The 19,319-nt window shown below is 66.5% G+C and carries 19 protein-coding genes; 9 read left to right on the forward strand and 10 right to left on the reverse strand.

Features of this window, described 5'->3' with window-relative positions:
• Positions 1–5 precede the first annotated feature (5 nt).
• From MTBLM5_RS15720 to MTBLM5_RS15735, 4 genes are all read right to left on the reverse strand, one after another.
• Positions 6–1,181 (reverse strand): efflux RND transporter periplasmic adaptor subunit, encoded by a 1,176-nt coding sequence (locus MTBLM5_RS15720; protein ID WP_173977008.1) that lies wholly within the window; start codon positions 1,179–1,181, stop codon positions 6–8.
• Between the two features lie 392 nt (positions 1,182–1,573).
• Complete coding sequence (locus MTBLM5_RS15725; protein WP_173977009.1) at positions 1,574–2,467, reverse strand: LysR family transcriptional regulator; 894 nt, start codon at positions 2,465–2,467, stop codon at positions 1,574–1,576.
• A 92-nt stretch (positions 2,468–2,559) separates the two neighbouring features.
• A complete protein-coding gene (gene trxB, locus MTBLM5_RS15730) occupies positions 2,560–3,510 on the reverse strand; it encodes a thioredoxin-disulfide reductase (protein WP_173977010.1) in 951 nt (316 codons plus the stop codon).
• 126 nt (positions 3,511–3,636) lie between these two features.
• Complete coding sequence (locus tag MTBLM5_RS15735; RefSeq protein ID WP_173977011.1) at positions 3,637–4,257, reverse strand: peroxiredoxin; 621 nt, start codon at positions 4,255–4,257, stop codon at positions 3,637–3,639.
• Between the two features lie 251 nt (positions 4,258–4,508).
• Between MTBLM5_RS15735 and MTBLM5_RS15740 the strand changes: the two genes are divergently transcribed.
• The 9 genes from MTBLM5_RS15740 (at position 4,509) to MTBLM5_RS15780 (ending at position 12,524) form a co-directional block, all read left to right on the forward strand.
• Positions 4,509–5,015 carry an Lrp/AsnC family transcriptional regulator gene (locus tag MTBLM5_RS15740; protein ID WP_173977012.1) on the forward strand — a complete coding sequence of 169 codons (507 nt, stop codon included), beginning with the start codon at positions 4,509–4,511 and terminating at the stop codon, positions 5,013–5,015.
• Positions 5,015–5,542 (forward strand): hypothetical protein, encoded by a 528-nt coding sequence (locus MTBLM5_RS15745; protein ID WP_173977013.1) that lies wholly within the window; start codon positions 5,015–5,017, stop codon positions 5,540–5,542. Before MTBLM5_RS15740 ends, MTBLM5_RS15745 begins: the two co-directional genes overlap by 1 nt.
• A gap of 53 nt (positions 5,543–5,595) precedes the next feature.
• Entirely contained in the window at positions 5,596–6,645 is a 1,050-nt protein-coding gene (locus tag MTBLM5_RS15750; RefSeq protein ID WP_173977014.1) for an SGNH/GDSL hydrolase family protein, read from the forward strand.
• A gap of 49 nt (positions 6,646–6,694) precedes the next feature.
• The gene (gene hisG / locus MTBLM5_RS15755; RefSeq protein WP_156521058.1) at positions 6,695–7,369 is read left to right on the forward strand and encodes an ATP phosphoribosyltransferase; all 675 of its coding nucleotides are present in this window, start codon (positions 6,695–6,697) and stop codon (positions 7,367–7,369) included.
• Positions 7,356–8,657, forward strand: a complete 1,302-nt coding sequence (gene hisD, locus MTBLM5_RS15760; RefSeq protein ID WP_173977015.1) for a histidinol dehydrogenase — start codon at positions 7,356–7,358, stop codon at positions 8,655–8,657. The genes hisG and hisD overlap by 14 nt, the downstream gene beginning before the upstream one ends.
• A 6-nt stretch (positions 8,658–8,663) precedes the next feature.
• Positions 8,664–9,140, forward strand: coding sequence for a UPF0262 family protein (locus tag MTBLM5_RS15765; RefSeq protein WP_173977016.1), 477 nt, complete (start codon positions 8,664–8,666; stop codon positions 9,138–9,140).
• Positions 9,141–9,145: 5 nt separating this feature from the next.
• Positions 9,146–9,592 carry an arsenate reductase ArsC gene (locus tag MTBLM5_RS15770; RefSeq protein WP_173977017.1) on the forward strand — a complete coding sequence of 149 codons (447 nt, stop codon included), beginning with the start codon at positions 9,146–9,148 and terminating at the stop codon, positions 9,590–9,592.
• Between the two features lie 118 nt (positions 9,593–9,710).
• A complete protein-coding gene (locus tag MTBLM5_RS15775) occupies positions 9,711–11,360 on the forward strand; it encodes a peptidoglycan-binding protein (RefSeq protein ID WP_217425046.1) in 1,650 nt (549 codons plus the stop codon).
• Between the two features lie 369 nt (positions 11,361–11,729).
• The gene (locus MTBLM5_RS15780; RefSeq protein WP_173977019.1) at positions 11,730–12,524 is read left to right on the forward strand and encodes a hypothetical protein; all 795 of its coding nucleotides are present in this window, start codon (positions 11,730–11,732) and stop codon (positions 12,522–12,524) included.
• A 57-nt stretch (positions 12,525–12,581) separates the two neighbouring features.
• Here MTBLM5_RS15780 and MTBLM5_RS15785 read toward each other — a convergent pair whose 3' ends face one another.
• The 6 genes from MTBLM5_RS15785 to MTBLM5_RS15810 are packed head-to-tail and all read right to left on the reverse strand — an operon-like array spanning position 12,582 to position 19,319.
• Positions 12,582–13,532, reverse strand: coding sequence for a type II secretion system F family protein (locus tag MTBLM5_RS15785; RefSeq protein WP_173977020.1), 951 nt, complete (start codon positions 13,530–13,532; stop codon positions 12,582–12,584).
• A 9-nt stretch (positions 13,533–13,541) separates the two neighbouring features.
• On the reverse strand, positions 13,542–14,570 hold the full coding sequence (locus MTBLM5_RS15790; RefSeq protein ID WP_254431090.1) for a type II secretion system F family protein: 1,029 nt from the start codon (positions 14,568–14,570) through the stop codon (positions 13,542–13,544).
• On the reverse strand, positions 14,563–15,936 hold the full coding sequence (locus tag MTBLM5_RS15795) for a CpaF family protein (protein WP_173977021.1): 1,374 nt from the start codon (positions 15,934–15,936) through the stop codon (positions 14,563–14,565). Before MTBLM5_RS15795 ends, MTBLM5_RS15790 begins: the two co-directional genes overlap by 8 nt.
• Before the next feature lie 16 nt (positions 15,937–15,952).
• Complete coding sequence (locus tag MTBLM5_RS15800; RefSeq protein ID WP_173977022.1) at positions 15,953–17,176, reverse strand: AAA family ATPase; 1,224 nt, start codon at positions 17,174–17,176, stop codon at positions 15,953–15,955.
• Between the two features lie 11 nt (positions 17,177–17,187).
• Positions 17,188–17,859, reverse strand: a complete 672-nt coding sequence (locus tag MTBLM5_RS15805; RefSeq protein ID WP_173977023.1) for a CpaD family pilus assembly lipoprotein — start codon at positions 17,857–17,859, stop codon at positions 17,188–17,190.
• Between the two features lie 5 nt (positions 17,860–17,864).
• On the reverse strand, positions 17,865–19,319 hold the full coding sequence (locus tag MTBLM5_RS15810) for a type II and III secretion system protein family protein (RefSeq protein WP_173977024.1): 1,455 nt from the start codon (positions 19,317–19,319) through the stop codon (positions 17,865–17,867).

Here is a 19,319-nt window from a genome sequence, read left to right on the forward strand (position 1 = left end):
GCCCCCTACTTGATGGTGCCGGGCTGGGCCGTCACCTTCGAACCGGGTCTGGCCCGCAGCAGTCCGTTGATCACCACCTGATCCTCGGCGCCAAGCCCTGAGCGGATGATGCGCAACCCATCGATCAGGCCGCCGATCTCGACCGGGCGCGGCGCCACGGTGCCGTCGGGGGTGACAATCATCACGATCTTGCGGTTCTGGTCGGTGACCACCGCGGCATCAGGCAGCAGCAGCGCCTCGAAGGGGGCGGTGGCCGGCATGCGGATGCGGCCGAAGGCGCCGGGCGCGATGAAATTGTCGGTATTGGCAAGGGTGGCCCGCGCCCGAATGGTGCCGCTGGCCTTGTCCAGCTGGTTGTCGATGAAGGTCAGGCGCCCCTGGCGGCCCCAGCTCTTCTCGTCCATCAGGCGCAGTTCGACCGGCACGTCCAGTTGGCCCTGGGCGGAGACCGCGCCATGCACGCGCTGGAAGGCCAGCAGGTCGGCCTCGCTCATGTCGAAGGTGAAGTAAAGCGGGTCCTGCGAGACGATGGTGGTCAGCAAGGTCGGGGTGGTGGTGGCCGACACCAGATTGCCGATGCTGATCTGGCGCGCCCCCACCCGGCCCGAAACCGGGGCGGTGATGCGGGTGAATTGCAGGTTCAACTCTGCCTCGCGCACGGCGGCGCGGGCGGCCTCGGCGGCGGCGCCGGCGCCCTTGGATTCGGTCTGGCGCTGGTCCAGCAGGGTTTGGGGGGCGTAGTCGCGCCGCTGCAGTTCGTCGACGCGCGACAATTGGCGGCCGGCGAAGTCGCGGCTGGCGCCGGCCTGTTCCAGCTTGGCCCGGGCCTGGGCCAGGGCGATTTCATAAGGCCGGGGATCGATGGTGAACAACAAGTCGCCCTTTTGCACCATCTGGCCGTCGGCGAAGTGGATGTCGGTCAGATAGCCGCCGACCCGGGCGCGCAGCTCGACATGATCGATGGCGGCGAACTGGCCGGTGAATTCCAGCCATTCGGTGACCGAGCGCTTGACCGGGGCCGACACCGTCACCGGCGGCGCGCCGCCGGGGCCGCCGGCCTGGGGGGCGCCACGAGCGGAGGCGGGCGAGGTCTGGCGCGAGGCGAAATAGATCCCCGCCGCCAGGGTCGCGGCCAGAACCAAGGCGATCACGACGATCGGACGAGAGAAGAAGCGCGCCATCACCAACCCCGAACCGGCATGTTGCAAAGCAGTCGGACAGTAAGTGAGCTTCCGAAAACCGTGTCAATCGTCAAGGGGGCGAACTGGGGCGATTCTTTGGTCTGTAGGCGCACAAAAAGAAACCCCCCGGTTATGCACCGGGGGGTAAAGTCTAACAGGGAGGCTTCACGTCTAGGAGACGTAGGACCCGAAGGCCCTGGAAACCCAGGCAAACGGCCTGGGAAACTCGGCGGGAGGGTACAAAATCCGCCTAAACTTGCGAGGTGCTGCGCCGCAGCAACCTGTGACCTGATATGTACGGGATAACGCATATTGTTGCTATGCAAATAAATTCAGCCATGCCATGCGTTTGACGCATACCAATGGTCGGGGCGCACTGGCGGCAGGGGGAATTAAAGGGATTCCTGAATCTTGTGCAGCAGGAAGTCGCGGAAGACGGTGATGCGCTTGGAATGGCGCAGTTCTTCCGGGTAGACGAAATAAACGTCGACCTTGGGGCCCTTCAGTTCGGGCAGGATATTGACCAGGGCGTCGGCCTCGGTCGACAGGTAGTCGGGCATCGCGGCGATGCCCAGGCCCGACTTCACCGCACGGTAGATGCCGTAGATGTTATTGACCTCAAGCACCGGGTGGCGCGGCCTGGACGGCTGGGCGCCGGCTTCCAGCAGCCAGTTGACGTTGGATACCGGCGGCGACACGCGCGCATCGTCGCCATAGACGATGATGTGGTGGTTGTCCAAATCCTCGGGCGTGGTTGGAACGCCGTGCTTCTTCAGGTATTCCGGCGAGGCGTAGACGTTGTAATTCATGGTCAGCAGATGGCGCTGGATCAGGTCGGGCTGACGCGGCGGCATCATGCGGATGGCGACGTCGGCCTCGCGCATCGCCAGGTCCAGTTCGCCGTCATACAGCACCATGGTCAGGGCGATGTCGGGATAAAGGTCCAGGAAATCCTTGATGCGTGGCGTCAGCCACAGGCTGCCGAAGGCGACGGTGGTGGTGACCTTCAACGGGCCTTGCGGCCGCTCGCGGCTTTCGGTCAGCAGGGCCTCGGTCATGGCCAGCTTGGAAAAGATTTCGCGGGCGGTCTTGTACAGCAGTTCGCCCTGCTCGGTCAGGATCAGGCCGCGGGCATGGCGATGGAACAGCGGCAGGTTCAGGCTTTCTTCCAGCGCGCTGATCTGGCGGCTGACCGCCGACTGGCTGAGGTTCAGGACCTCTCCGGCGTGGGTGAAGCTGCCCGCTTCGGCCACGGCGTGGAAGACCCTGAGTTTATCCCAATCCATGATCCCTGGAAGGCCCCCCGGCCTGTCTTGTCGTTATTGCCGGCCGGTCCCATGGTTGGGGCCGGCCGGTGAGGGAAACACTGTGCCGGAACTTAAGACCCGTGTCCATGCGCGGCGAGGAAGCGTTCCGCCTCGAGCGCGGCCATGCAGCCGGTGCCGGCGGCGGTGACCGCCTGGCGGAACACCTTGTCCTGAACGTCGCCGGCGGCGAACAGGCCGGGCAGGTTGGTGGCGGTCGAGCCGGGGGTGGTGACGATGTAGCCCTCGTCGTCGATGGTCACCACGCCCTTGAACAATTCGGTGTTGGGCGAATGGCCGATGGCGACGAACACGCCGTCGCACGACAATTCGCTGGTGGCGTTGGTCTTGACGTTCTTCAGGCGGACCGAGGTGACCACCGGCGGCGTGCCCGAGCCCAGGATTTCGTCGACCACGCTGTCCCACACCACGGCCACCTTGGGGTTGGCGAACAAGCGGTCCTGGGCGATCTTTTCGGCGCGGAGCGAATCGCGGCGATGGATCAAGGTCACCTTCGAGGCGATGCCCGACAGGTAGATGGCTTCCTCGACCGCCGAGTTGCCGCCGCCGACCACCACCACTTCCTTGTTGCGGAAGAAGAAGCCGTCGCAGGTGGCGCAGGCCGACACGCCGAAGCCCTGATAGGTCTTTTCCGACGGGATGCCCAGCCAGCGGGCGGTGGCGCCGGTGCAGACGATCACGGTGTCGCCGATATATTCGTCGCCGGAATCGCCCTTGGCCACGAACGGGCGCTTGGACAGATCGACCTCGACGATGGTGTCGTACAGGAACTGGGCGCCGACATGTTCGGCCTGGGCCTGCATCTGCTCCATCAGCCAGGGGCCCTGGACCGCTTCGGCGAAGCCGGGGAAATTCTCGACATCGGTGGTGATGGTCAACTGACCGCCCGGCTGCAGGCCGGCGACCAGGATGGGCTCCAGATTGGCGCGCGCGGCGTAGATCGCCGCGGTGCAGCCGGCCGGACCGGAACCGAGAATCAGGACCTTGGTGCGATGGGTAGCCATGGATATTCCCTTTGATTTATCGCCTGAGAATAAGTCGGGGGCGGCGTCCGTGCAAGCCGGCGCACAACCGAAAAAGGGCGCGAGTGACTCGCGCCCTTTCCGGATCGACCCTTATGGAAAAGGGGATTACAGCTCGCCGGCGTGCTTGGCCAGGTATTCGGCGACGCCGGCCGGGTTGGCCTTCATGCCGGCCTTGCCCTTCTGCCAGCCGGCGGGGCAGACCTCGCCATGCTCTTCATGGAACTGCAGGGCATCGACCAGGCGCAGCATCTCGTCGACATTGCGGCCCAGCGGCAGGTTGTTGACATGGGCGACCTGGACGTTGCCGTCCTTGTCGATCAGGAACGAACCGCGAAGCGCCACGGCGTCGTTGATCAGCACGCCATAGGACTTGGCGATCGACTTGGTCAGGTCGGCGACCATCGGGAACTGGACGTTGCCCAGGCCGCCCTTCTCGACGGCGGTGTTCTTCCAGGCCAGGTGGGTGAAGTGGGAATCGACCGACACCGCGACAACCTTGCAGTTCTTGTCGGCCAGGGCCTTGACGCGGTGGTCGTGGGCCAGGATTTCCGACGGGCAGACGAAGGTGAAGTCCAGCGGGTAGAAGAACACCAGGCCATACGAGCCGGCCAGATAGGACTTCAGGTTGAACGCCTGCTCGATCGAATTGTCGGGCATGACGGCGGGCGCGGTGAAGTCGGGGGCGGCCTTGGTCACCAGGCTCAGCGGATTGACGGCGTCGGACATCCTTCGGTCTCCATATGCAAAATGGGGTTAAGCGAATTCAGAGACGACAATCTAGCCGGGTCGCGGCGGTTGCACAAGATAGAATGATTGTAAAGTGGCTCCCATCCCCTGATTGGGTAAACCTTTCCGCCGAAGCAACCTTTCCCTGGCCATGTTGGAATAGTTCGCGTCGGCGGAATCGCGGGCTTGGCGGATGCGCGAAGGCTTGGTAATATAATTTCGTGAAACACCGTCCTTTTGGAGTCCCTTGAATGCAACGGGTCAAGCTCGACCGGATCGACCGCCGAATCCTGGCGGATCTGCAAGCCGACGGTCGGATGACCAACGTCGAATTGGCGCGGCGTGCCGGCATTTCCGCACCGCCCTGCCTTCGCCGTGTCCGCGCCTTGGAAGAGGCGGGCTATATCCGCGGCTACCACGCCGAGATCGAGCCGCACGCCCTGGGCTTCAACGTCACCGTTTTCGCCCATGTCGGCCTGAACAGCCAGGCCGAGGCCGATCTCAAGGCATTCGAGGAGCTGGTGCTGGCCTGGCCCGAGGTGCGCGAGTGCCACATGCTGGCCGGCGAGACCGACTTTTTGCTGAAGATCGTCGCCCATGACTGGGACGATTATCAGCGTTTCCTGACCACCAAGCTGACGGCGGCTCCCAACATCAGCCACGTCAAGAGCAGCCTGGCCATCCGCAATTCCAAGCATCAGCCGGGCATCCCCATCGATGTCGAGGCCGGTCCCGAAGCCGACGAGGACGAGCGCTGATGCGCAGGGCCGCCGCCTGGATCGCGGTCCTGGTGGCGAGCCTGCTGCCGATTCCGGGTTGGGCCTCGGGCGGTGGTGGCGGTGGCGGTGGAGCGGACAAGCCGGCGCCGCCCTCGATCGCCATCCAGAAGCGGGTGCTGAAGCCGGCCCCGACCGTGCTTGATCCGATCGGCGGCTTTCGCGTCGCCATCACCCAGGTCAGCTATCCCGGCGTGCCCGAGCGCAGCGCGTGTCGCCTGTTGGCCCGCGCCTTCAATACCGGCACCGAGAAGGTCGGCCTGTTCCTGATGGTCCACACCTTCGACAGTCATAAGGTGCCGCTGAATTCGTGGCTGATCCCGACCGCCGAGGTGGCCCCCGGCCAGTCGATCGAGCGGATCTATTCGTGCAAGCTGGCGCAATATCTGAAACTGGACGTCGCCAATGCCGGGGCCTGGCCGGCCATCTGCAAGGTCGGCGGCGAGGAACGCTCGCCCTGCCCGGTGACGCTGAATTTCGAAGCCAATCTCGAACTGATCGAGAAATAGGGCGCCCGCCCAGCCCGATTGCCCCAGCCCCCCATCGGCGGTATAACCCGCCCATGTTCGCCAAGGCCGCCAAGATACTCAAGATCGTCGCCATCAACCTGCTGGTGCTGCTGGCCCTGGTGGTGGCGGCCGAGCTGTGGTTCGGGACGTGGCTGTCCTCGGACCCGCTGGACAAGCTGGGCCTGCCGCGCGGGATCGCCACCACAATCGATGCCTCCAGCCTTTATGCCGGCGGCGGCACCCATCGGTTCCGCCGCGACCGCTGGGGCTTTCGCGGCGAGGTCGATCCGACCCAGGTGGCCATCGTCACCATCGGCGGCAGCACCACCAACCAGCTTTATCTGGCGGAAGATCAGACCTGGCAGGCGGTGATGGAACGGCGCCTGGCCGAACTGGGCCGCGACGGCGTGGTGGTGGCCAATGCCGGCATCGATGGCCAAAGTACCATCGGCCACCTCAAGGCCATGGAGAATTGGCTGCCCCATGTGCCGGGCCTGAAGCCGCGCTTCGTCATCGTCTATGCCGGCATCAACGACATCCACATCACCGGGGCGTGGGTCGATGACCTGAAGCAGCAATCGCTGGTCAAGATCATCCGCCAGCAAAGCGCCGTGCTGGGCCTGATCGACCGATTGACCGGGCTGGTCGCCGCCAAACGGGCGCGCCTGACCCACGAGCCGGTCGATTGGGCCAAGGCGCAATGGACCGAGGTACCCAACAAACCCGATTGGCGGTCGGATCAGACCGCCTCGCACCCCGAATCCTACCGCCAGCGCCTGACCTTGCTGGCCGAGCGCATCCACGCCATGGGGGCGGTGCCGGTCTTCGTCACCCAGCCGCGCGGCGATTACCGGGTGGTCGGCGGCAAGGTCCAGGGTCTGGCCGCCGCCGACGGTCTGAACGGGATCGATCATTACCGCCTGCTGGCCGAGATGAACCGCGCCACCTTGCAGGTGTGCCACGACGAAGGCCTTCTGTGCCTGGACCTCGCCCGCGAGGTGGTGTTCGAGCCAGGCGACTTCTACGACCGCCTGCACAATACTCCGCAAGGGGCGGCCAAGATCGGCCGCTGGCTGGCCGAACGCCTCGCGGGACTGGTATAGCGGCGGGATTAAAGGTAAGAATACCTCCCCTTTTTGGAGTCAGGTGACCGTGGTGATGGACGACAAGCTGGTGATTGCCCTGCCCAAGGGACGCATCCTCGACGAAGCGATGCCCCTGGTGCGTGCCGCCGGAATCGAGCCCGAGGCCGAGTTCGACAATCCCAAGACCCGCCTGTTGCGGTTCGCCACCAACCATCCCCATATCGACATCATCCGCGTGCGCTCGTTCGACGTCGCCACCTTCGTCGCCTTCGGCGCCGCTCATCTGGGAATCGCCGGCAACGACGTGCTGATGGAATTCGACTATCCGGAAATCTACGCTCCGCTGGACCTGGGCATCGGCGCCTGCCGCCTGTCGGTGGCCGAGCCGGTCGATCTGGCCCTGACCGACGATCCCCGCCGCTGGAGCCATGTCCGCATCGCCACCAAGTACCCGGAAGTGACCCGGCGCTATTTCGCCGAACATGGCGTCCAGGCCGAGTGCGTCAAGCTGAACGGCGCGATGGAGCTGGCGCCGTCGCTGGGTCTGTGCTCGCGCATCGTCGATCTGGTCTCGACCGGTTCGACCTTGAAAGCCAACGGTCTGAAAGAGGTCGAGGTGATCGCCCAGGTGACCAGCCGGCTGATCGTCAACCGCGCCGCCCTGAAGACCCGTCCGGCCGAGATGACCGGCTGGATCGATTCCTTCCGCAATGCCTGCGAGGGCCGCGATGCAGCGGCTTGACGCGGAGGCCTCCGGCTTCGAGCAGGCCTTCGCCGCCCTGCTGGACGACAAGCGCGAGACCGCCGCCGACGTCAATGACGCCGTCGCCGCCATCATCGCCGACGTCCGCGCCCGGGGCGATCAGGCGCTGATCGATTATACCGCCCGCTTCGACCGGCTGCCCGGCCTGACGCCCTCGGGCCTGGCCATCCCCGCCGCCGAGGTCGATGCCGCCCTGGCCCGTGTGCCGGCCGAGCTGATGGCCGCGCTGGAACTGGCGGCCGAGCGGATTCGCGACTTCCATCGCCGCCAATTGCCCGAGGGCTATCAGTACACCGACGCGGCCGGCGTGCGGCTGGGCTGCCGCTGGACCGCCGTCCAGGCCGCCGGCCTGTATGTTCCCGGCGGTACCGCCGCCTATCCGTCGTCGGTGCTGATGAACGCCATCCCGGCCAAGGTGGCGGGCGTCGGCCGCCTGGTGATGGTGGTGCCGACCCCCGACGGCCAGTTGAACCCGCTGGTGTTGGCCGCTGCCCGGCTGGCCGGCATCGACGAGATCTACCGCATCGGCGGCGCCCAGGCGGTGGCCGCCCTGGCCTATGGCACCGCGACCATCCGCCCGGTCGATAAGATCGTCGGTCCCGGCAACGCCTATGTCGCCGCCGCCAAGCGCCAGGTGTTCGGCGCGGTCGGCATCGACATGATCGCCGGCCCCTCGGAAATCCTGGTGGTGGCCGACGGCGCCAACGACCCGGCCTGGATCGCCGCCGATCTGCTCTCCCAGGCCGAGCACGACACCGCCGCCCAAAGCATCCTGATCACCGACGATGCCGCGTTCGGCGACCGCGTCGCCGCCGCAATCGAGACCCATCTGGCGACCTTGCCGCGCGCCGCCATCGCGCGGGAAAGCTGGAACGCCCACGGCGCCATCGTCACCGTTTCCCACCTCGACCAGGCGGTGGCCCTGATCGACCGCATCGCGCCCGAGCATCTGGAACTGGCGGTGGCCGACCCCGATGCCCTGGCCGCCCGAGTCACCAATGCCGGCGCCATCTTCCTGGGGCGCTATACCCCGGAAGCGGTCGGTGATTATATCGGCGGCCCCAACCATGTGCTGCCGACGGCGCGCTCGGCCCGGTTCTCGTCGGGGCTGGGGGTGCATGATTTCATGAAGCGGACCACGCTGCTGGGCTGCGACGCCCAATCATTGCGGGCCATCGGCCCGGCGGCGGTGGCGCTGGCGGCGGCCGAGGGCTTGGGCGCCCACGGCCTGTCGGTGGCGCTGCGCCTGAACATTCCCAGGAGCTGACCCAAGATGCCGCATCGGCAACGGCTGGGTCACATCCAGCTCGACGAAAAGACCATGGTGCGCAGAAAGCCCGAGGTCGAGCACGAGCGCAACATCGCCATCTACGACCTGTTGGAGGAGAATTATTTCGCTCCCCAGGGCGGCGACTTCACGGGTCCCTATCATCTGCATCTTCGGCTCGAGGACAACCGGCTGATCTTCGACGTCCGCCAGCCCGACGACCAGCCGCTGACCCAGGTGCCGCTGCCGCTGAAGCAGTTCCAGTCCATCGTGAAGGATTATTTCCTGGTCTGCGAAAGCTATTACAGCGCCATCAAGACGGCGCTGCCGTCGCAGATCGAGGCCATCGACATGGGGCGGCGCGGCCTGCACAACGAGGGCTCGGAATTGCTGCGCGACCGGCTGGCCGGGCGGATCGACGTCGATTTCGACACCGCGCGCCGGCTGTTCACCCTGATCTGCGTCCTGCATATCCGAGGGTAGCGGCGGTGGCGGGGGATCTTCCGGGCGCCGTTCTCTTTTGTTGCACCTTCAACGCCGTGCGGTCGCCGATGGCCGAAGGCATCATGAAGCGCCTGCACGGCAAGCGGGTCTTCGTCGATTCGGTCGGCGTCAAGCATGGCGAGCTGGACCCCTTCGTGGTGGCGGTGATGGACGAGATCGGCATCGACGTCTCGCGCCACAAGCCCCGGACCTTCGACGAGTTGGAAGATTCCAGCTTCGACGTGGTGGTGTCGCTGAGCCCAGAGGCCCAGCACAAGGCGGTCGATCTGGTCCGCCATTTCGCCTGCGAGGTGGAATATTGGCCGACCTTCGACCCGACGGCGGTGGAAGGCAGCCGCGAGATGCGACTGGATGCCTATCGCCAGGTCCGCGACGAATTATGGCGCCACATCCGCGACCGCTTCCCGCCGGCGGGGATGGCGCGGGAATAGGGAAGGGGGGTGGCGAAAGGACATTGTTCCTTGACGCGGGCCGGCAAATCTGGCATACGGTCCTATAGTTTTAGGCGGCCCTGCGGCCGTTTTCTTTTGGCCTTGAAGGGAACAAATGATGAACTTTTTCTCCGGCGGACGCCAGGCCTTCGACAATGATTACTTTTCCCTGGGCGCCCCGGTGGGACCGGATCAGCCCAACCGCCGCGAGGATGTGATCAAGGTCGAGACGCTGTTGGGCAATAGCGGCCATCTCGACCTGACCAAGACCGACGGCCCGTTGGGCTTGTGGGGCGAGCGGCCGGAGAAGGCGGTGAAGGATTACCAGTCCGACCAGGGCCTGAAGGTCGATGGGCTGCTGAAGCCCAATGGCCCGACCATCGGCAGTCTGCAGCGGACCACCGGCGGCCTGATGGGCGACGCCACCCCGCCGACGCCGTCTCAGGTGGACGACCATCACGACCGGCTGAGAATGGGCGAGCCCGGCCTGCTGAACCTGCGCCCGGCGCGGCTGTCGCTGCCCAAGCCGGGCCAGCCGTTGGAACTGGACGAGCAAAGCCAGGCCTTCAACGCCGACAGCGCCGATGTTCTGACCCGGACCAATACCAATGGCGATCTTGGCCGCATCTACGCCAATTACGTCAAAGAGGCCGGGCCGGATGCCCATCCCACCGTTTACGATCTGGCCGAACAGATCAACGCCACCTCGGGCCGCGACCGCGCCGACGCCATCTTGCACGACATCGTCAAGCAACTGCCCGGTGACCACGCCAAGGCCCTGCTGGGCGGCGACCCGCCATCTCCGCGCCCTCTGGGGGTGCTGGCCGACCAACTGCCCGACGATGACAAGGCGCCTTTGTTCAAGAATCCCGAGCCGGTGCAGACGGCCATGGCCGATAGCAAGACGATGAGCGATGCCGAGCCGGACGCGGTGTCGCCAGCCGAGACGGCATCGCCGCCGGCGGGCGAGGCACCTCCGACAAGCGGTCAAGAACCGCCCGTGCAGACGGCTCAGGCTGCCCAAATCCTGCGCGGGCTGGGGCGCGGCGGCGCGGCAGTGCCCGGCGCCGCCGGAGCGCTGATGTGGTACGAGGAAGCGGTCAAGAAGCAACGCGAAAACCAGGGCGCCGCCGGACCATCGTCCAACCAGACCATCGTTGTCGATCCCGAGGCCGGCAAGCCGCAAATCCTCAAAGGCCCTGACCCGTCGCAACCGCAGGCCCAGCCCGGTACGCCGCCCTCGGTGCCGCCCCAGCCGGTCCCGCCGCTGCCGCCCAGTCCGGCCCAGCCGCCGAAGGTCCCCGACCTGGAAGGTCGCCCGGCCGAGCCGCCGAGGAAGCCGGAGCCGATGGAGCTAAAGACGCTGGAACCGCACCAGCAACTGGACCATACCAACGGCGCGCCGCTTCACGACAAGACCCGCGGCGGCCTGGACCGGGTGGTCAAGGACCCGGAGTTGCGCGCAAAGATCGAAAATGAGATGATCAAGACCGGCAAAACCACCGCCTTCGGTGACGAAGGCGTGGTTGTCGATGCCGGGCGCGGCGGAATTGCCGGGGCGATGAAGGAGTTCGACGAGGCGCGAACTCAAGCCGGAGTCCCGGCAACGGCTGTGAGAGACGTTGGGGACGGCATGAAGACGTTTACCGACCCCAAAACCGGAATCAAGTATACTTTCCGCCCAGAATCGTCAGCGGAAAGGCGCCCCACCGTTGATGCCGTAGTCGAAAGCGGAAAGGACAAGTTCCACATCAAAAGGCGGCACTAAATGGATTTGGTTCGGTCCCTGCGGCCAGACGAGTATGCGGAGACATGGGAGCCCTTCCGGAACCGGGTATTCGGGGAGGGCTGGAGCCGAGTTGTGGCGTGGGAAAAGGGAGAAACGTCGCTTCACCCGGGATGGCGGTTTCTGCCACTACTGAATTATGTATCCTATGGTCGTACCCCCCGTTTTCCCTATCATCATGACGGCCGGGCGACCGAATACGATGAGGCGCCGTTGCTCAAGACGTTGCGCTCCCTCGGTCGCGACGTCTTTTGCGTAAACCTCGTGGATGAATCTTGGCTGGTAGCACCGGATTTGGCCGCTCTCGAAATTGTCGGGCCGGAACTATACAAGTATATCGTTGATTTCTTTTTGTTCGACCGCCATGCCGATTGGGGCGTGCTGTGCTGCTTGCCCGGGCTCATCAGTTTCGTCGGAGGTGAGCCGACGTTCATCGACGCCTATCTGCACCATGCCGGCGGCGAGGACTTCCTGCGCCGCCGATTGCATCAATTCGATCTGGGCCAGCGCTGGGGCGACGAGATGGCGCCGTGGCCGCCCGCCTTCCGTGAGGTCGTCTATCGGACCTGTGGCTGGGTTCCGGCTCCCTATCCCAATCAAGGCGAATACTTCAAGCGCCGGCCGGACGAGGACGAAATGCGGCAGCGCTGGATTCCGCTGCTTGATCGCCTTGTCCCGGACCGGACGCACCCCCTGGCCGGCGTGGTGCCCAATTGGACGACGCTTCCCCTGCGCGGCCATTTGGCCACCGACGGGGCCAAGGACGAGGTCATCCGCGACGGCGCCCCCCCGGTCCTGGAGGAATACAATTCATGGCTGTTCATCCTGACCGGCGATGACCGTTGGGATGTCGGGATGGCGGCCTTGGACGGCGACGATTTCTGGTGCGCCCCGGCCCGGGCTGCCGCCCTGGAGATCGAGGAACTGGCCGGCCGGCCGATGGCGGCGTTCGGCCCAGAAGGCGACTGGCTGCTGGTGTCGTTTGCCGAGGGCGTGTCGCTGCTGGCCGGCGAACCGACCCTGATGGCCCGGATCATCGACGATGCCGGCGGACTCGATGCCTGCCGGGAGCGTTTCGAGGCCTGGGCGCGAACCGCGGCGGTCCCATCAGAACGCCTGGACGAGGTGCGCGCCCTGGCGGGCTAGACTCGGGCGGCGGCCCGACCGTCTGGCGGAGTTTTCCCGCACGCGCGGGATCGGGGCCTATTTCATCATTCCGGCCACCTGGATGCCGGCCGGGCCGGCGATGACCAGGAACAGGACCGGCAGGAAGAACAGGATCATCGGCACCGTCAGCTTGGCCGGCAGCGCGGCGGCCTTCTTCTCGGCCGCGGTCAGGCGGGCGTCGCGGTTTTCCTGGCTTAAGACCCTGAGACCCACCGAAACCGGCGTGCCGTATTTCTCGGCCTGCAGCAATGTGGTGGTCAGGCTTTTCACCGCAGCCAGGCCGGTGCGGTCGGCGAAATTCTCGAAGGCCTGGCGGCGGTCGGACAGGAAGGCCAGTTCCGCCCCGGTCAGACCGATCTCTTCCGACATTTCCGGGCTGCTGTCGGCCATTTCGGCGGTGACCCGGGCGAAGGCGGCCTCGATGGACAGGCCGGCCTCGACGCAGATCACCATCAGGTCCAGCGCGTCGGGGAAGGCCCGGGTCAGCACCTGCTGGCGCTTCTGGATGGCGTTGGTCAGCAAGATCGCCGGCAGCACCGCGCCGAACCAGGTCGCCCCCGCCACCATCGCCAGCTTCATGATGCTCGGCTTGTCGGCGAACACCCCCGAGACATAAAGCAGCGACAGGGCCAGGAAGCCGACCGGGCAGGCCAGGCGGGCGAACAGGAAGTTCAGCATGGTCGATGGACCGCGCCAACCGGCCTGGGCCAGGCGGCGGCGAAGATTGCGGTCGTCCAGCCAGGCCGACAGCTTCAACTTGGCCAGCAAGGCCTTGACCAGGCCTTCATGGCGATGGGGCTGCAGGCGGGCGCGGGTGTTGAAGCCGGCCAGCCGGGATTGCGACAAGGTCTCGCGTTGGGCGGCCACCGCCTTCAGGCGCGAGCCGCGCTGGCTACGGATCAGCAGCGGCAGGCCCACCGCCAGCACCGAGGAAAAGGCCGCCAGGAAGGACAAGGCGGTGATCAGGTCGGGCAGGGTCAGGGACATCGCCGCCTCCTACATGTCGAAATGGATCATGCGGCGCATCACCAGTCCGCCCATGACCATCATCAGGCCGCCGATGGCCAGCATCAGGTTGCCGGCATTGGTGGTGAACAAAAGGCCGATATATTGCGGCGCGATCACCGCCAGCAGCGAGCCCACCGCGATGGGCAACGAGCCGATGATGCCGGCCGAGGCCTTGGCCTCGCTCGACATCGCCTGGGCCTTGTCGCGCATCTTCTTGCGGCTGCGCAGGACGTCGGCCAGCTTGGACAAGGTCTCGGCCAGATTGCCGCCGGTGGTCTGCTGGATCGACAGCACGATGGAAAAGAACCGGAATTCCGGCGTCGGCATGCGATCGACGGTGCGGGCCAGGCATTCGTCCAGCGTCAGGCCCAGCCGCACGCCCTCGGTGATCAGGCGGAATTCCTCGCCGACCGGGTCCGGCATCTCGCGGCCGACGATGATCAGGCACTCGCCCAGCGGCAGGCCCGAACGCACGCCGCGAATGATGATGTCCAGCCCATCGGCGAACAAGGCGTTGAAGCTGGCGCGGCGGCGGTTGATCAGGATGCTCAAGGTCAGTTTCGGCAGGCCCAGCAGTCCGGTGACCAGGATCAGCGGCAGGCCCAGGGCCGGCAGGCGGGCCAGCCACCACAGCGCGGTCAGGGCCAAGCCGGCGGCGATGGACATCACCACGAAGCGGGCCGGCGTGATGGTCAGGCCGGCATGGATCAGCGCCTGGCGCAGACGGCCGGTGCGGCTGGTGGATTGGCGGGTTTCCTCGACCGCCTTCAGCTTGGCGGCGACGTTGCGCTTCCGGGGGCCGGCGGCCAGCGGGCGGGCCTTGTCGCCCTGGCCGGTGATGGCGCCGATGCGCCGCTTCAGGCGTGCGCGCGGCCCGGTCAGGTGTTGGACCATCAGCGCCCCGGCCGCGATCAGCGCCGCCAGCAGGACCAGCACCAGCATCAGCACCGAGGTCGGCACCAGGCTCAGCACCTCGATCAGGCTGTCCATCACCACTTGGGCTTGGCGGTCAGGCATGGCTGTCCTCCAACGCTTCGGCCAGTTCGCGCTCGCGGCCGAAATAGCGGGCCCGTTCCCAGAAGCCGGGACGCAGGCCGGTGAAACGGTGCCGGCCCAGGATGCGCCCTTGCGCGTCCTCGCCGGTGATTTCGAACACCATCAGGTCCTGCAGCGTCACCACCTCGCCTTCCATCCCCATGACCTCGGTGATGTGGGTGATGCGGCGCGAGCCGTCGCGCAGGCGGGCGGCCTGGACGATCACCTGCACGGCGCCGGCGATGTGTTCGCGCACCGTCTTGGCCGGCAGGTTATAGCCGCCCATGGCGATCATGTTTTCGATGCGGCTGATGGCCTCGCGCGGGTTGTTGGCGTGGATGGTGCCCATGGACCCGTCATGGCCGGTATTCATCGCCTGCAACAGGTCGAACGCCTCGGGGCCGCGCACCTCGCCCACGATGATGCGTTCGGGCCGCATGCGCAGGCAGTTCTTGACCAGGTCGCGCATGGTGATCTGGCCGACCCCTTCCAGGTTGGGCGGCCGGGTTTCCAGCCGCACCACGTGGGGCTGTTGCAATTGCAGCTCGGCGGCGTCCTCGCAGGTGACGATGCGCTCGCCCTCGTCGATATAGCGGGTCAGGCAGTTGAGCAGCGTGGTCTTGCCCGAGCCGGTGCCGCCCGAGACGATGGTGTTGATGCGGCACGCCCCGATGATCTGCAAAAGCCTGGCCCCGGCCGGATTGATCGAGCCGAAGCCGACCAGCTTTTCCAAGGTCAGCTTGTCGCGCTTGAACTTGCGGATGGTCAGCGTCGGGCCGTCGATGGCCAAGGGCGGCGCGATGACGTTGACGCGCGAGCCGTCGGCCAGGCGGGCGTCGCAGATCGGGCTGGATTCATCGACGCGCCGGCCGACCGCCGAGACGATGCGCTGGCAGATATTCATCAATTGGGCATTGTCGCGGAACTTGATGTCGGTCAGCTGGATCTGGCCGTCGGTCTCGATATAGACCTTGTCATGGCCGTTCACCATGATGTCGGCGATGTCGTCGCGGGCCAGCAGCGGCTCCAGCGGCCCCAGGCCCAGCACGTCGTCGCAGATTTCCGCCACCACACTGTGCTGCTCGGCCGCCGACAGCGTCAGTTGGCGCATGGTGATGATCTCGGCGATGATGTCGCCGATTTCCTCGCGCACTGAACCGCGATCCAGCCGGGCCAGCTCGGCGACATCGACCGCGTCGATCAGGTCGGCGAAGATGGTCGCCTTCAGGGCCTGCAGGCGCTGGTCGGGCTCGGCCGTCACCGCAGCCGGCGCCGCCGCCACGACCTTGTCGTCGCGCACCGGCGCGGCGGGTCGGGAGGGAGCGGGGCTGGCGCGGCGGCCGAACATCGATGAAATCCTTCGATCAGGCGGTGGCCTTGGACGGGATCAGGCGGCGAAACAATTCGTTCAGACGGTCGGCCGACAGGCCCTTGGCGGCTCGGGCCGGCAGGGGGCGGCCGGCGATCGTGGCGGCCAGATCGCTGAAGGCCTGGCTTAAGCGGTGGTTGCGCCCGCAGCTTTCGGCGATCATCTGGCCGGCATTGGCCGCCTCGCCCACGGCCTGCGGCTCATAGGCCAGGCAGGCGGTCGGCTTGATCTTCAAGGTGTCCTGGAAATCGGCGGCGGTCAACTGGACCTTGCGGGCGGCGTCGCGCTGGTTCAGCACCAGGCGCAGGCCGGTCTCGCCGCCGCGCCGGGTGGATAATTGGTCCAACAGGTTGCGGCAATCGCGCAAGGATGCCAGGTCGGGGCGGGCCACCACCAGCACCTCGTCGGCCTGGGCCAGCAGGGCGACGGTCCAGTCGGTCCACAGATGCGGCAGGTCCAGCACCACCATGGGCGCCGACTGGCGCGCCAGGTCCACCAGCTTTTCCACCGCGTCCACCGTCACTACGGGGAAGTCGCGCAGGTTGCCGGCGGTCGACAGCACCTTCAGATGGTCGCCGCGTTCGACCATGAAGCGGTCCAGCAGCACGCCGTCCAGGCGGTCGGGTTGGGTCAGGGCCTCGGCCACCGACTGGCGCGGTTCCAGGTTGAAGGCGAGCGCCGCCGTGCCGAAAGCCAGGTCCAGATCGACCAGCACGACGTCCTGGCCGGCGCCATCGGCCAGAGCCCAGGCGACGTTGTGGGCGACGGTGCTGGCGCCCGCGCCGCCGCGCGCGCCGATGGTGGCGATCAGGCGGCCGCGCGGGGCGGCGGCGGGATCGCGGAACAGCGCCTTGACGCTGGCGGCCAGGGTGGGGCCGTCGATCGGGGCCAGCAGGTAGTCGGCGACGCCTTGGCCGATCAGGCGGCGATAGATGGCGATGTCGTTGACGGTGCCGATGACCACGACCTTCAGGCCGGGCTCGACCATTTCGGCCAAGGCCTCGAGCTCGGCCATCAAGCCCTCGGCATCGGAATCCGATTCGACCACCAGGATATCGGGCGAGGGGTGGCGGCCGTAATGGGCGGTGGCGGCCCGGATGCCGCCGGTCTGGATCGCCAGGGTGGTGCGCAGGAAGGCGCGGTCGCCCGGCAAATGTTCCAGCGCGGCCGATGTCGCGGGCGAAAGGGCGAAGGCGTCAAGGGTGAGCTTGGGGATCATGGCGAACCTCGTCACTTGCCGCTGGTGGTGTTGCCGGTCTGGGTGGTGGTGGTGGTGTAGGACCCCACTTCCTTGGGCGCGGCGATGGTCTGGCCCTTCTGGTACTTGCCCAGGATGTCGGCGGCGCGCTCGCCGTCGCGGCCCGAGACCGGCCGGGCCGTTTCCAGGTCGCGCGGGTCGGCGGCCATCAGGGCGATGTTGCGCTGGACGGCGCAGCCGAAATTGTCGGTGTTGCGGTTGCCGTTGTTCCAGTTCAACGGATTCGTCCAATTGCCGCATTCGGGCGCCTTGGCCACATGGTGCGGATAGGACAGCACCGCCATGCCGGTATCACCGGGCTTGGAATCCCACACCAGCCGGGCCTTGATCTCGGCGGGGCGCACGCCGCGCGCCATCAGCTCCTGGGCCAGCTTTTCGGCGTTGTCGCGGGCCTGGGCATCGTCTTCGCCGGTCGCCACCACCGCCAGTTCCAAGGGGCCGGCGCCGCGGCGCAGGTAATCGGCGGCAAAGGCCGACAGGCGGCGGGCATCATCGACCGGCAGCGGGGTCTGGACCACCAGGCGGGCCTCGGTGCGGTGGACGCTGGTCGGGTGGGCCAGGCGGGTGTCGAAATCGGCCAGATCGACCGGCTGGGCGCAGGCGGCGAGCGTCAGGGCGGCGAGCGGGACAAGGAAGCGCTTCATGACGGTCACTCCACGATATAGCCGACCGGACCCTGCAGCGGATTGCCGCCGCGGGTGTCGAGCGGACGCTTGACGTAGACCTCGTGCAGTTTGCCGAGGAATATCTGATCCATGTCGGACGCCGGCGCGAAGCCGTCGGTGGGCAAGGCGATCTGCTTGGGATCGACCGGCTTGGCCAGCATGGCCGACACCATCACCACCAGCTCGGTCTCGGCGCGCTGGAAGCTGGACGACCGGAGCAGCGAGCCGATGATCGGGATGTCCATGGCGCCCGGCATGCCGTTCAGGCCGCTGACGATGTCGTTTTGCAGCATGCCGGCGATCATCACGCTGCCGCCCGACGGCAATTCCACGGTGGAATTGGCCCGGCGCACGGTGAAGGCCTTGATGGTGATGGTGCCGGTGCTGAACGGCACCTGGACCGAGTTGGTCGAGGACAGGGCCGAGACCTCGGTGGCGATCTTCAGCGAGATGGCGCCGGAATCCAGCACCACCGGCAGGAAGGACAGCGACACGCCGAACGGCTTGTACTCGATCTTGATGGTGTCCTTGTCGGGGACCGGGATCGGATATTCGCCGCCGGCCAGCATCGAGGCCGATTCGCCCGACACCGCCATCAGGTTGGGCTCGGCCAGATTCTTGACCAGGCCCTGCTTTTCCAGCATGCGCAACGAGTTGGTCAGGTTGTTCAGGGCCGAGGCGGTGACCACGCCGGCGATCTCGGTACCCAGGCCGACGGGGGTGGTCGACAGCGCCAAGGAGCCGGCCAAGCCGCCGCCCAGACCGGTCGAGGTCAGCGTGTTGGTCATGCCCAGTTCCTTCAGCACCGATTTCTGCATCTCGGCGACGCGGACCTGCAGCAGCACTTGCTGGTCTGCGGCGACCTTGATCATGCTGATCACCTTGTCGTCGGCCGACACGAAGCGCCGGGCGATGGCGCGGGCCTGGGCGGCGACGCCGTCCGACCGCACCGAGCCCGACAGGACCAGGGTGTCGCCGGTGCCCGCCACGTCCAGGCGGTCGTCGGGCAGCAGGCGGGCCAGGGCGTCCTTGACGGCGTCGGTGTCGGGATGGACGTTGACCTCGATCCGGCGGATCAGGTGGCCGGCGGAATCCATCACGAACAGGTTGGTGTCGCCGATCTTGCGCCCTTGCAGGAACAATTGGGTGTTCGAGCGGACCAGCACCTCGGCCACTTCGGGATTGCCGACGACGATGTCGCGCACGGCGGCCGGCAGGTCGATCTGGGTGGTCTTGTTCAGCGCGACGCCGATCACTTCCGGGGCCTGGCGGGCCGGGCCGCTGGGTGTCTTTTGGCCGGGCTTCAGGGCGATGACCGACAAGGGCGCCTGATGGACCTGGGGGCGGGGCGCGGCAAGGGGGGCGGGCGGCTGTTCCGAGGCCGAAGCCGGCAGGCTCAGAAGCAGGGCCAACGCCATCAGGGGAAGCGTGCGGGTCAT

Source organism: Magnetospirillum sp. LM-5 (genome assembly GCF_902729445.1).
In the GTDB taxonomy this organism is placed as follows: Bacteria; Pseudomonadota; Alphaproteobacteria; order Rhodospirillales; family Magnetospirillaceae; genus Magnetospirillum.